This window comes from Saccharopolyspora soli (genome assembly GCF_022678645.1).
Lineage (GTDB): Bacteria > Actinomycetota > Actinomycetes > Mycobacteriales > Pseudonocardiaceae > Saccharopolyspora > Saccharopolyspora soli.
Window position 1 is genome coordinate 138,795 of sequence record NZ_JALBWV010000002.1, and the last position, 13,928, is coordinate 152,722.

The following is a 13,928-nucleotide window of genomic DNA, read 5'->3' on the forward strand; positions in this document are numbered from 1 at the left end:
TGCGATCGGCCCAGCGGGTTTGCGCAATGCGGCAGAGGGCGTTGATCGGCGCCGACCCGCCGTGGCGGGCTGTCGATCTTCGTTCGCCGCCCTGAACGTGCGGTGCACCGCCTTCCTGGAGCACGTCGTGGACGCCGAAGAGGCGCTGACGTTGCCAGGCGAGGCAGGCGTGCGATCCGGGCGGTTACGCTCGGTGCGTGCCATCCGAAACCACCCCTGAACCAGCATCCGAGCGGCGCAGCACGTCGAGCACGGTAGGCGTGCTGGTCGTTACCGCCGGGGTGCTGGCGGCGCTGATCGCTGCCGCCCTGACCACGCTTTCTGCCGGTGCCTCCCACGCCTTGCTCGGGCTGCCGGACCCAGGGCCGATAACGCAGTACGGACTGCCGGTCGTCCGGGTGGTGGCCGAATCCGGCGCGGTGGTGTGCATCGGCTCGCTGCTGCTGGCCGCGTTCGGGATCCCGGCGAAGCGGTCGGGGGCGTTGGCGGCGGACGGTTACGCCGCGGTGCGGACTGCGGGTTGGGGGGCTGCGGTCTGGTGCGTGGGCGCGGCGCTGATGGTGCCGTTCATCGCCGCCGACGCCACCGGACGTCCAGTCACGGACGTGCTCAGCACGGAGGTCCTTTTCGGCTTGGTGGACGCGTTGGAGGAAGCCAAGGCGTGGGCGCTGACCGCGTTGCTCGCGTTCATCGTCGCGTTGGCCTGCCGGGTGGTGCTGTCCTGGGGCTGGACGGTGGCCGCCTTCGGACTGGGGTTGCTCGGGTTGTTCCCAGTGATCGCCACCGGCCATTCCGCCAGCGGTGGCGCGCACGACATCGCGACCAACAGCCTGCTGTTCCACCTGTTCGGCGCGGTCCTCTGGGTGGGCGGTCTGATCGCGCTGCTGGCGCACGCGGCGCGGCGCGGTGACCACCTCCCTCTGGTGGCTCGGCGGTTTTCCCGGATCGCGTTGGTGTGCTGGGTGGCGATGGCGCTGTCCGGCGTGATCAATTCGCTGGTGCGGGTGGCGCCGAGCCAGCTGTTCACCTCGACCTACGGCTTGCTGCTGGTGTTCAAGATCGTCGGCCTGGTGCTGCTCGGGGTGTTCGGCTACGCCCAGCGCCGCAGCGTGGTGCACCGCCTGGACGAGGGAGCCGGTCGGGCCGCGCTGCTGCGCCTGGGTGCCGTGGAAGTGCTGATCATGTTCGCCACGATCGGCGTCGCGGTCGCCCTCGGGCGGACCCCACCACCCGCCGGGAACACCGCGGTGCCGAACCGGACCGAGCTGCTGATCGGCTACCCGCTGGACGCGCCGCCGACCTTGTTCCGGCTGTTGTTCGACTTCCGGTTCGACCTGGTTTACGGCACGCTCGCGCTGGTACTGGCCGCCTCGTACCTGTGGGGCGTGCACCGCCTGCGACAGCGCGGCGACCGCTGGCCGGTCGGGCGCACCATCGCCTGGCTGGGCGGTTGCGCCACGATCTTGGTGGCCACTTCGTCCGGGATCGGCAAGTACGCGCCCGCGGTGTTCAGCGCGCACATGGGCCAGCACATGCTGTTGTCCATGCTGGCGCCGGTTTTCCTGGTGCTGGCCGGTCCGACTTCGCTGGCGTTGCGGGTCTTCAAGCCCGCCGGGAAGAACCAGCCGCCGGGGCCGCGCGAATGGTTGCTGGCCTTCGTGCACTCGCCGGTGACCCGGTTGCTGACCAATCCGATCGTCGCATTGGCGCTGTTCGTCGGGTCCTTCTACGCGCTGTACTTCTCCGGGCTGTTCGACGTGGCGCTGAGCCAGCACTGGGCGCACCTGGCGATGAACGCGCATTTCCTGTTGGTGGGCTACGTCTTCTACTGGCCGGTGATCGGCATCGACCCGGCGCCGCGCCCGCTGCCGCCGATCGGCAAGGTCGGCCTGGTCTTCGCGTCCATGCCGTTCCACGCGTTCTTCGGGATCGCGCTGATGATGTCGCAGAAGCCGATCGGTGAGAACTTCTACCGCGGCCTCGACCTGCCCTGGCTGACCGACCTGCTCGCCGAGCAGCAGCTCGGTGGTGGACTGGCGTGGGCGTCCGGCGAAGCGCCGCTGGTCGTGGTGATGCTAGCGCTGCTGATCCAGTGGTCGCGCGAGGATCACCGGACGGCCCGCCGCATCGACCGGAAGGCCGATGCGGACGGCGACGCGGATCTGGCTGCCTACAACGAAATGCTCAAGCAACTCGCCGAACAGGACACCCCTCGGCGGAGTTGATCCGGAGTCGAGTTGGCGGGTGCGCGCGAGATAGCTCGGGGTTGTCCCCGCAGCACTGTTGAGAACCTGCGAGAGCGGCGGCAAGCGGCTCACGCTGTTTGCCTGACGACCACCCCTGGCACACCAATCCGCGTGCCCTCTTGGCCGATCGGCCGAGGCGGAATGGCCGATCGGCCGGAATCTCCACGGAAAGTAATAAATCTGTCGCGCTGCGTGACCGACTTCGGGCAATCTTGACTGCGCGCGCCGGAGGTCGGCCGCGCAGGACGAGAGGAGCGGCAGAGATGTTTGAGACCCAGGTGACCGTGGTGGGCTATGTCATCACCGAACCGGTCGTGCGGGAGACGTCGAGTGGAAACCGGGTGGCCAGCTTCCGGGTGGCGGCCACCTCGCGCCGGTTCGATCGGGCAACCGGGGAATGGGTCGATGGCGACCGGTTCTACGCCACGGTGAACTGCTGGAAGCGGCTGGCCGACGGGGTCGCCACGGCGTTGGGCAAGGGCGATCCGGTGGTCGCGACCGGCCGATTGCGCACGCGCGACTACGACTCGGGCGGGCAGTGGCGCACCGTCGTCGAACTGGAGGCCAACGCCGTCGGATTGGACCTGGCGCGCGGCGCTCCACCGGAGTCACCCGGCCTGGCCGCGTTGCGCCCGGCCACCGACCGCGGGCTTGCGGCGCTGCCCGGCGGCTGATTGCGATCTTCCTTGCTGACCAGGCCAAATCTTGTCTTGACGGAGGTGATAGAGGCCACCGCGCGGAGAGCGGGTGGCGACGGTGCCGTGCTGGGGGACCGCGTGCACGGACCGACACGAGGCGCAACTACGATTCGTGTCATGGCCGAGTTCATTTACACCATGAAGAACGTGCGCAAGTCGCATGGTGACAAGGTCATCCTCGACAACGCGACCATCCAGTTCTACCCCGGCGCCAAGATCGGCGTCGTCGGTCCGAACGGGGCTGGCAAGTCGACCGTGCTGCGCATCATGGCAGGACTCGACCAGCCGAACAACGGTGAAGCGTTCCTCACGCCGGGCTACACAGTCGGCATCCAGCAGCAGGAGCCTCCGCTCAACGAGGAGAAGACGGTCCTCGGCAATGTCGAGGAGGGCGTCGGGGAGATCAAGCAGAAGCTCAACCGCTTCAACGAGATCGCCGAGTTGCTTGCCACCGATTACTCCGACGAGCTCATGGAGGAGATGGGCAAACTCCAGGAGGACCTCGACCACGCCGACGCGTGGGAACTGGACTCCCAGCTGGAGCAGGCGATGGACGCCCTGCGGTGTCCGCCGCCGGACGCGGAGGTCAAGACCCTCTCCGGCGGTGAGCGCCGCCGGGTCGCCCTGTGCAAGCTCCTGCTGAGCAAGCCCGACCTGTTGTTGCTGGACGAGCCGACCAACCACCTGGACGCCGAGAGCGTGCTGTGGCTGGAACAGCACCTGGCCAACTACCCGGGCGCCGTGCTCGCCGTCACCCACGACCGGTACTTCCTGGACAACGTCGCAGGTTGGATCCTGGAGCTGGACCGCGGCCGCACCTACCCGTACGAGGGCAACTACTCGACCTATCTGGAGAAGAAGGCCGAGCGGCTGGCCGTGCAGGGCAAGCGGGACGCGAAGCTGCAGAAACGGCTCAAGGACGAGTTGGATTGGGTCCGTTCCAACGCCAAGGCCCGGCAGACCAAGTCGCGTTCCCGACTGGCGCGCTACGAGGAGATGGCCAACGAGGCGGAGAAGACCCGCAAGCTCGACTTCGAGGAGATCCAGATCCCGCCGGGGCCGCGTCTGGGCAACGTGGTGGTCGACGTGGAGAACCTGAAGAAGGGCTTCGGCGACAACCTGCTCATCGACGGGCTGTCGTTCACCTTGCCGCGCAACGGCATCGTGGGCGTCATCGGACCGAACGGGGTCGGTAAGACGACGTTGTTCAAGACCATCGTGGGCTTGGAGGAGCCGGACTCCGGCACGGTCAAGGTCGGCGACACCGTCAAGCTGTCCTATGTGGACCAGAACCGGGCGAACATCGACCCGGACAAGAACGTTTGGCAGGTCGTCTCCGACGGGCTGGACTACATCCAGGTGGGCCAGGTCGAAATGCCCTCGCGCGCCTACGTGAGCGCCTTCGGGTTCAAGGGTCCGGACCAGCAGAAGCCAGCCGGGGTGCTCTCCGGCGGTGAGCGCAACCGGTTGAACCTGGCGTTGACGCTCAAGAAGGGCGGCAACCTGATCCTGCTGGACGAGCCGACCAACGACCTCGACGTGGAAACGCTGAGCTCGCTGGAGAACGCGCTCGAACAGTTCCCCGGCTGCGCCGTGGTGATCTCCCACGACCGCTGGTTCCTGGACCGCGTCGCCACCCACATCCTCGCGTGGGAGGGCGACGAGGAGAACTCGGCGAAGTGGTTCTGGTTCGAGGGCAACTTCGAGGGTTACGAGGAGAACAAGGTCGAGAGACTCGGTGTCGAGGCGGCCCGACCGCACCGCGTGACGCATCGAAAACTGACCCGCGGCTGAACGGAGGCGCCTTGGCGAGCGTGTCCGGTTCACCGCACACCGACTCCGCGCAGGGATTGCTCGGCCCCGCACAGCAGATGCGGTGGCGAGTACCGGAGTTGGCGTTGGTGCTCAGTGATCGCGCGGTTGCGCTCGCCAGGCGCACCGGTGACCAGGCGGCACGGCTGCGCGCCGAGGCGCTTGCCGTGTTCGCCTCGAACCGGCTGGGTCGTGGCGTCCCGGCCACCGGCCGGGCGCTTGCGGCAGTCCGGGATGCGGAGTCGGCGGGCGACGCGGAGGTCGCCGCGGAGTTGCGGGTCGAGCTGGCTTGGTGTGCGCGCAGTGCGGGCAGCAACGAGATCGCGGCCCGGATCTTGAGCCCGGTGCTGGAGCGGGAGCGGATCGAACCGGAGGTGCGGGCCCACGGGCTGCTGGCGCTGGCCGCAGCGCTGCCCGCGCACCGGCAGGACGGTGAGCGTTCCGAGGCGCTTGACGAGGCGGAGCGGCTGTACGAGGTGTGCGAGCTCGGCCCGGACACCACCAGGCTGCTCAAGGCCCGCGTTTGCGCGGCGCGCGCGGGTCATCACCGCAGGCTGGGTGAGTTCGGTGATGCCATCGTGGCGGCTGACGCCGGGCTGGCGTTGCTCCAGCAGCTCGGTGATCCGGACGCGGACAGCGGCGAGATGCACACCCGGTTGGTGCTGGAGCGAGTGCAGTCGTTGCTGGAGTTGGGCCGCGGCCCGGACGCCGCCGAGGCGACCGAATCCGTGCTGGCGCGGCCGGTTCGCGCTGCGGCGGCCGGACCGGTCTGCTGGTTAGGGCTGGCGCTGGCCACCCGGGTGCACTTGCCGGACGGCAACGAGTGGGCAGCGGTGCGGGTACTCAACGACACCGCGGCGATCTCCGAGCGGCACAAGCTGGATGGCCTGCTCGCCGAAACGCTGAACGCCCTCTCCCAGGTGCATGAGCGGGGCGCGGATTTCACTGAAGCGCTTCGGACTTTGCGGGGTGCGTACGCCGCCGATCGCCGCTGGCGCGGGGCCGTGCACAACGCGCGGCTTCGGCTGCTGGCGGAGTTCCCGGCGCTCACCGGCGAGGTCGAGGTGGCGCGGCGCTCCAGCGGGTCAGCCGAACCAGCACCGCCCGAACCAGGACCGTCGGAACCCGAGCCATCCGGACCGCAGGCGGCCGAGCCCCAGCGACCAGCCCCCGGCCCGTCGGAGCCCGAACCGTCCAAACCCCAGGTGGCGCAGTCCAGGCGTCGATCTGAGTACGAAGAGGCGCACGATGCCGCACGTCGGCTGATGGAAACGCTCACCAGCCGGTCCGCGGAGCTGCGCGATGGGGGACAGCGCAAGAAGGCGGTTCCCGAAGCGGAGACATCGACCGCGGACCCGTTCGGTTCTGCGACTGCTGAATCCCCGGTCGAGTCTTGGCCGCGAGGTGGGCGGTCCGCTGTCGAACCCGTGGATGCGCCGGTCGGACGGGCCACCGCCATCGAGTCGGCCGATCAGGATGCTCCCACCCGAGGGGCGACCGCCAACGAGGACGCCGAGCCGAGTGCGCCGCGGGCGGACTGGTGGCCGTCGGAGTCCTGGGACCAGCCATCTCGTGCCGAGAGAACGATTCCCGAGGTGGCCGTACCGGCTGAGACCGAGTCGTCGGAGCCCCGGCGGGTCGAGCCGCGCTCCGGTGCGGATGCGCTGGCCGCGGCGGCGGAACGGCTCCGCCGGTCGACCACCTCGGCCGATCCTGACTCGGGCTCGGACGTCACGGCGATCATGCCGGTGGTCGAGACGCCGAACGCGCTCGATTCGATCTTGGCCGCCTGGTCGGGGAGCAGAGCGGAAGCAGATCGACAGCCTGCCCGAGCGGCAACCGAACAGCCGGTCGGCGAGCCGCCGGAGAGCTACCCGCCCGCGGCGGAACCGGCCCGCGACAGCAGCGAAAATGGTCCGGCCGAGGACCCGGCGGGTGGCCTGGACCAGCCGGAAGGTGGGCGCCGGTCGCGCGGCCGGTCGCTGGCCGAGATCCGAGCCAGCCTCCAGTTGGCCGCCGAGCCCCGGCGCGGGCGCCGCCGTGCCAGGCACGCCGAGTCGGAGGAAACAGCGGCCGCAGCACCCACTCCAGCCGCAGAGGTGCTCGCCCGTCACCGGGAGGACTGGGCGACCGAACCGAACCTCCCGGTGCCCGAACCGGAGCCCGCCGCACCGGTTCCCGAAGTCCGGGAACCGGCCGTTGACCAGCCGGTTGAGCCGCCCGCCGCCGATGCGAGCCTCCCGCCCGAGAAGATCGGGCTGGCCGAACTGCTCACCGAGGCGTTGATGGCCTACGAAACCGGGCGACGCGGACAGGCCGAAGCCGAGGAGATCGCCCCGTCCGGTCGGCACAGCGACCGGCGGGTGCCGGGAGCCACCGGCCATTCCCGCGTTTCGCGCACCAGATATTCGTCCACATCGGACGAATGGGATTCGGGCGCGGCGGCTCGGCACCGCCGCTCAGGTATCGACTCCGCAGCAGCTGATCCGCTGTTCTGATTCCTCGCAGTCGCGGCGGAGCCGCATGCCACTAGCACCGCTGCGAGTTCTCCGGCGTCGTCGAGGATCGGAGTCCGTTCTGCGGGCGGCAGCAGCCACTTGCGGTGTGGGACTCGGCGTGCGCCACCGCGGGTTCCCAACACCTCCGGCTATCTCGCGAGGACAGCCCCGACGTGGTGTATTGGACACACCTGATGCCGGGGAGCCCACAGCGAAATGGCCGCAGCAACTCCCGGAGGGGCACCGCCCCGGAAACCACAGCCGAAGCAGTCTCCAGCCGCCAGCGCCAACACGTTGTGCCGAGGTAGCGGCGCACGGTCTGCGGGGCGCACCGCTGGGCAAGACGCGTTCGAGGATTGGTTCTGAAACGTCAAAGAAATCGATCATTGTGCCTCTTTTCACTTGTTCGACCGCGTTACTGCCCTCCACCCGCCCCTGGAGCTGGCAGTCTTAAGGTGGAACCTGTTGGCACAAAGAGGTGCCGTCAAGCGTGGAGCTGCCTGAAGATGACCTCGAATCCCGGACAGTTGAAGACCGGATCACGACTGCGGACCGATGGGGAGGACGTGGCCGGGGAGCGGACCGAGAACCCCGAACTGGCCAAGCGTCGACTGCTGGACGCGGCGGTGGAGTTCGCCCCGGAACTCGCCGAACTGCTGCGCGCCTACTACCGGCACGTGCCAGCTGAGGAACTCGTCGACGACGAGCCCGTAGACCTGGTCGGAGCGCTGCGGTCGCACCACCTGCTGGCCGCGACGCGGGTCGCCGGGCGCCCGTTGGTGCACATCTTCAACCCGAACCGGGCCGACGACGGCTGGCAGAGCCCCGCGACGGTCGTGCAAATCGTCACCGACGACATGCCCTACCTGGTGGATTCGGTCATCGCCGAACTGGGCCGCGACGGCGCCGAGGTGCAGCGCATCATCCACCCCATCATCGCGGTGCGCCGCGACGTCGCGGGCGAGTTGCAGGAGGTCCTGCCGGGTGCGGATCCGGCCGATCCGCCGGTCGACGCGATGGCGGAAAGTTGGATGTTCGTCGAGGTGGACCAAGTCGTCGACGACGAGCGGCTCACCGCCCTCAAGCAAGGTCTGTCCGACGTGCTCAACGACGTGCGCGAGGTGGTCGAGGACACCGAGCGGATGCACGCCACCGCCCGCGCGCTGGCCGACGAGCTGGAGCGCAGTCCGCTGCCGTTGCCCGGTGAGGACGTCCACGATGGAGCCGAACTGCTGCGCTGGCTGGCCGACGGGCACTTCACCTTCCTCGGCTACCGGCACTACGAGCTGGTCGACGAAAGCGCCGAGCCCGCGCTGCAGGCCGTGCTGGCCTCCGGACTGGGCGTGCTGCGCAGCGACAGCATCGCGGCGCGCAGCCTGACCGCCGGGCCGGATTCCCGGGCCAACGCGCTGTCCAAGGACCTGCTGGTGCTGACCCAGGCCAGTGCACCGTCCACAGTGCACCGTCCGGTGCACCCGTTCTACGTGGGTGTCAAGACATTCGATTCGGTCGGCCAGGTCAACGGGGAACACCGTTTCCTGGGGTTGTTCACCACCACCGCGTTGCACGAGAACGTGCTCGACATCCCGTTCATCGAGCGCCGGGTGCGCGAGATCATCCACCGCGCCGGTTTCCCGATGGAGTCCTACTCCGGTCAGCGAATGCTGGAGGAGATCCAGAACTACCCGCGCACCGAGCTGTTCTCCACCGACCCGGACACGTTGCAGGACACCATCACCGGTGTGCTGGCGCTGGCCGAACGGCGCAAGCTCAAACCATTCCTGCGGCGCGACCCCTACGGCCGCTTCTACTCCTGCCTGGTGTACCTGCCGCGGGACCGCTACACCACCAGTTCGCGACTGGCGATGCAGGAGGTGCTGTTGGAGGAACTCGGCGGCACCGGCCTGGAATACAGCACGCGGGTCGGTGAATCGATCCTGGCGCGGGTGCACTTCGTGGTGCACACCGACCCGGCGCACCAGGTGGAGCCCGACCTGCCGCGCATCCAGCGGCGGCTCAACGAGGCCATCCACACCTGGGATGATGAGATGATCGAGGAGGTCGACGCCGAGCAGTCCGAGGGTGGCGCCGACGGGCACGCCGCCCGCAGCCTCTCCGAGGCGATCAGCCTGATCGGCCAGCGCTACGCGGCGAGCTTCCCGGAGGCGTACAAGGAGGACTTCAGCGCCAGCGAGGGACTGGTGGACCTCCGGCGGCTGGAGGCGCTGGCGGGTCTGCGGGACCTGAAGATGTCGTTCTACGCGCCGCGCGACGCCAGTGCTGGTCAGCGCCGCTTCAAGATCTACGTCGGCGGCCGGGTCACCCTCTCGCGGGTGCTCCCGGTGCTGCAGAGCATGGGTGTCGAGGTCGTCGACGAACGGCCCTACGAGGTCTTGATCGACGACACCGACCAGCAGTACTGGATCTACGACTTCGGGCTGCGGCTGGAAGCGGGTCTGCTGGACGCCGCCGAGGCCGACCGGCTGGACACGCTGCGGCAGCGCTTCGAGGACGCCTTCCGGGCCGCCTGGCTCGGCGACGCCGAAGTCGACCGGTTCAACGCGCTGGTGCTGCGCGCCGGGCTGACCTGGCAGCAGGCCGCGGTGCTGCGCGCCTACGCCAAGTACCTCCGGCAGGTCGGCATCGCCTACAGCCAGGACTACATCGAGGACGCCATCCTGGCGCACCGCACCACCACGACGGCGCTGGTCAAGCTGTTCGAGACGCGTTTCGACCCGGCGTTGGCCGAGGACGACCGCGCTTCGCGCGAGGCCGACCTCAGCGACGAGATCACCAAGCTGATCGACGAGGTCACCAGCCTCGACGCGGACCGCATCCTGCGCAACTACCTCAGCCTGATCAAGGCGACGCTGCGGACCAACTACTTCGTCGTCGACCCCGACCGGGAACGCTCCTACCTGGCGTTCAAGCTGGAGCCCAGGGAAATCCCAGGACTGCCCGAGCCGCGCCCGCAGTTCGAGATCTTCGTGTACTCGCCGTGGGTGGAGGGCGTGCACCTGCGGTTCGGCTCGGTGGCCCGCGGCGGACTGCGCTGGTCGGACCGGCGGGAGGACTTCCGCACCGAGATCCTGGGCCTGGTCAAGGCGCAGGCGGTGAAGAACGCGGTGATCGTCCCGGTCGGCGCGAAGGGCGGCTTCGTGGTGAAGCGGCCACCGACCCCCACCGGCGACCCGGCGGTGGACCGCAAGGCCAGCCTCGACGAGGGCATCACCTGCTACCGGATGTTCATCTCCGGGCTGTTGGACCTCACCGACAACCTGGTCGGCGGCGAGGTGGCCGCGCCGCGCGGCGTGGTGCGCCACGACGGCGACGACACCTACCTGGTGGTGGCCGCCGACAAGGGCACCGCGACCTTCTCCGACATCGCCAACGACGCGGCCAAGTCCTACGGCTTCTGGCTGGGCGACGCGTTCGCCTCCGGCGGTTCGGTGGGCTACGACCACAAGGCGATGGGTATCACCGCGAAGGGCGCGTGGGAGAGCGTCAAGCGGCACTTCCGCGAACTCGACGTGGACACCCAGACCCAGGACTTCACGGTGGTCGGCATCGGTGACATGGCCGGGGACGTCTTCGGCAACGGCATGCTGCTGTCCGAGCACATCAAGCTGGTGGCCGCGTTCAACCACATGCACGTGTTCATCGACCCCGACCCGGACCCGGCGGTGTCCTTCGCCGAGCGCCGCAGGCTGTTCGAACTGCCGCGCTCGACCTGGGACGACTACGACCGCGGCAAGATCAGCGCGGGCGGCGGCGTGTGGTCCCGCTCGCTGAAGTCCATCCCGCTGAACCCGCAGATCCGGCAGGCGCTGGGCATCGACGAGTCGGTGCAGCACCTCGCCCCGGCCGAGTTGGTCAAGCAGATCGTGCTGGCGCCTGCGGACCTGCTGTGGAACGGGGGTATCGGCACCTACGTCAAGGCCACCAGCGAGACGCACGCCGAGGTGGGCGACAAGGCCAACGACGCGGTCCGGGTCAATGGTGCGGACCTGCGGGTGAAGGTCGTCGGCGAGGGCGGCAACCTGGGCCTGACTTCGCTGGGGCGCATCGAGTTCGCCCGTGCTGGCGGCAAGGTCAACACCGACGCGCTGGACAACTCCGCCGGGGTGGACTGCTCCGACCACGAGGTCAACATCAAGATCCTGCTCGACCACCTGGTCGCCGACGGCCGGTTGACCGGTGAGCAGCGCAACGAACTGCTCGCGGACATGACCGACGAGGTCGGCGAGCTGGTGCTGGCCGACAACCACCGGCAGAACGCGGTGCTCGGCATCTCGCGGGCGCACGCGGTCCCGATGCTGTCGGTGCACGCCCGCCAGGTCAGCGCGCTGGAGAAGAGCGCTGGCCTGGATCGCGAGCTGGAGGCGCTGCCGACGCCGAAGGAGTTCCGCGATCGGGAGAAGGCCGGTGAAGGGCTCAGCTCGCCGGAATTGGCGACCCTGCTGGCGCACGTCAAGTTGTCGCTGAAGCGCGATGTGCTCGACAGCGGCCTGCCGGACACCGAGGCGTTCAGCAGTCGGCTCCCGGAGTACTTCCCGAAGCCGCTGCGGGAACGCTACGGCGACGCGATCGCCGCGCACCCGCTGCGCCGGGAGATCATCACCACCCTGCTGGTCAACGAGATGGTCGACGGCGCGGGCATCTCCTACGCCTACCGGCTGTCCGAGGAGATCAGCGCCTCGACGACCGACGCGGTGCGGGCCTTCGCCGTGGTGACCAACGTGTACGACCTGCACGACCTGTGGCAGCAGATCGACGCGCTGGGTGGTTTGGTGCCGAGTTCGGTGGCCGATGAGCTGGTGCTGGAAAGCCGCCGCCTGCTGGACCGGGCAGCGCGCTGGATGCTGACGAACCGGCCGCAGCCGCTGGCGATCGGCGCCGAGATCAGCCGCTTCCGCCCGGTGGTCGCGGAACTCTCCGCCTCGGTCCGCGGTTTGCTGCGCGGCCGGGCGGCGGAGGGCGCCACCGAGCAGATCGACCGCTGGGTGGCCGCCGGGGTCCCGGAGGAACTGGCGGTGCGCGTCGGGGTGCTGCTGGATTCCTTCGCGCTGCTGGACATCCGGGAGGTCGCCGAACTCGCGGAACGCGACGCCGGAGTGACCGCCGAGCGCAGTCCGCGGGAGAGCGCGGAGCTGTACTACACGCTCGCGGAGCACCTCGACGTGGAGCGGATGCTGCTGGCGGTCAACGAGTTGGAGCGCGGAAACCGGTGGCACTCGCTGGCCCGGTTGGCGCTGCGGGATGATTTCTACGCGACGCTGCGCGCGATCACCATCGACGTCCTGCGGACCAGCGATCCGGAGGACGACCCGGAGGAGAAGATCGCGCATTGGGAGTCGACCAACGAGTCGCGGTTGGCTCGGGCCAACTCGTCGCTGGAGCAGATCAAGAACTCCGGCCGACTGGACCTGGCCACCCTTTCGGTGGCGGCCCGCCAGCTGCGCAGCATGGTCCGGTGAACGCCGGGTGGCTCGCGGACCGCGAGCCACCCGGACAGCAGAAAGGAAGCTCGCCAGTGGGCGCGTTCGTAGCCGAGGTGGCTCTGCGCTGGTCCGATATGGACGCGTTCGGCCACGTCAACCACGCCAAGACGATCACGCTGCTGGAGGAGGCGCGGGCCGAGCTGCTGTTCACCGAAGCGGAGCGGCAGGGCCTGCTCGGCATGGCCGAGGGCATGGTGGTGGCGCGTGTCGTGGTCGACTACCACAGCCCGCTGCTGTACGCGGCGGGGTCGCTGCAGGTGCGCATGTCGGTGCGCGAGCTGAAGGCGGCGTCGTTCATCATCGACTACACCGCCTACGCGCAGGAAGCGGTGGCCACCGCGGAAACCCTGATGGTGCCCTACGACCTGCGGGCCGGGCGGCCGCGGCGGCTGAACGCCGACGAGCGTGATTTCCTCGCGGAGTGGCAACTCGAACACTCGGAGCTCGGTCGTGTCTGAATTGCGGATGCCCGATCGGGTCGAGCGCGAAGACCTCGGTGCGTTCGTCGCCCGCGCGGTGCGGCTGGACGGCCAGGCGCTGGTGCGCCTGCGCAACCGACCGGGCGCGGGTCGGATCGACGTGTGGTCGGCGACGCCGTTCGACGCGTTGTGCACGCGGTCGGTCGAAGGCGAGGTGGAACCGGCCGATGTCACGGTTTCCGGCAACGAGCTGCTGGCAACGCTGACCGTGGCGGGTGCGGATGTGATGGACCCCGGCCCGCCGCGAGACCTGATGTGGCGGTCCGAGCTACCGCCGGTCGAGGGCTGGCGCCGGGTGGACGACCTACCGGCGAGGCTCGTCGGCGAGGTCGCGGAACGCGGCATCGACGTGGCCAAGGACAACGTCGGTCCAAAGGGGACGCCTCCGGCATCCTTGCTGGACCAGGAGGTCTTCACGGTCAGCGGCGCCGGTTACGAGGTGAAGGTCCCGCTGCGCTGCCTGTTCGTGCTGTCGGGCATGGGCTTCCTGGTCACCGAACCGGCGGAGTCCGAAATAGTCCGAGTGAGCGCCACGGACGCGTGGCTGCGCCTCGATTCCCGCTACGGAGCGGTAGTCCGCCGCCGCCACGCCCTACTGCCCCTGCTGGTCTGACCCTGTTCGAGTGAGAGGTGAGGGGCACCCTTTACCAAGTAAGTGGGTAAAGGGTGCCCCTCACCTCATTCCCATCACGAA

Annotated in this window: 7 protein-coding genes; all 7 read left to right on the top strand. The window is 68.9% G+C overall.

Annotated elements, in window-relative coordinates; all coding sequences use genetic code 11:
- Positions 1-197 precede the first annotated feature (197 nt).
- The 7 genes from MOQ72_RS02115 to MOQ72_RS02145 all read left to right on the top strand — a co-directional run bounded on the left by MOQ72_RS02115 (position 198) and on the right by MOQ72_RS02145 (position 13,847).
- Positions 198-2,225: a bifunctional copper resistance protein CopD/cytochrome c oxidase assembly protein gene (locus MOQ72_RS02115; RefSeq protein ID WP_242180130.1), complete on the top strand. Its 2,028-nt coding sequence runs from the start codon at positions 198-200 to the stop codon at positions 2,223-2,225.
- Positions 2,226-2,509: 284 nt separating this feature from the next.
- Complete coding sequence (gene ssb / locus MOQ72_RS02120) at positions 2,510-2,920, top strand: single-stranded DNA-binding protein (RefSeq protein ID WP_242180132.1); 411 nt, start codon at positions 2,510-2,512, stop codon at positions 2,918-2,920.
- A gap of 141 nt (positions 2,921-3,061) precedes the next feature.
- Positions 3,062-4,738 carry an energy-dependent translational throttle protein EttA gene (gene ettA / locus MOQ72_RS02125; RefSeq protein ID WP_242180134.1) on the top strand — a complete coding sequence of 559 codons (1,677 nt, stop codon included), beginning with the start codon at positions 3,062-3,064 and terminating at the stop codon, positions 4,736-4,738.
- Positions 4,739-4,749: 11 nt separating this feature from the next.
- Positions 4,750-7,254: a hypothetical protein gene (locus MOQ72_RS02130; protein ID WP_242180135.1), complete on the top strand. Its 2,505-nt coding sequence runs from the start codon at positions 4,750-4,752 to the stop codon at positions 7,252-7,254.
- Between the two features lie 506 nt (positions 7,255-7,760).
- Entirely contained in the window at positions 7,761-12,731 is a 4,971-nt protein-coding gene (locus MOQ72_RS02135) for an NAD-glutamate dehydrogenase (protein WP_242180136.1), read from the top strand.
- A 56-nt stretch (positions 12,732-12,787) separates the two neighbouring features.
- Positions 12,788-13,213: an acyl-CoA thioesterase gene (locus MOQ72_RS02140; protein WP_242180137.1), complete on the top strand. Its 426-nt coding sequence runs from the start codon at positions 12,788-12,790 to the stop codon at positions 13,211-13,213.
- Positions 13,206-13,847 (top strand): DUF8010 domain-containing protein, encoded by a 642-nt coding sequence (locus tag MOQ72_RS02145; RefSeq protein WP_242180138.1) that lies wholly within the window; start codon positions 13,206-13,208, stop codon positions 13,845-13,847. The genes MOQ72_RS02140 and MOQ72_RS02145 overlap by 8 nt, the downstream gene beginning before the upstream one ends.
- Positions 13,848-13,928: the final 81 nt, after the last annotated feature.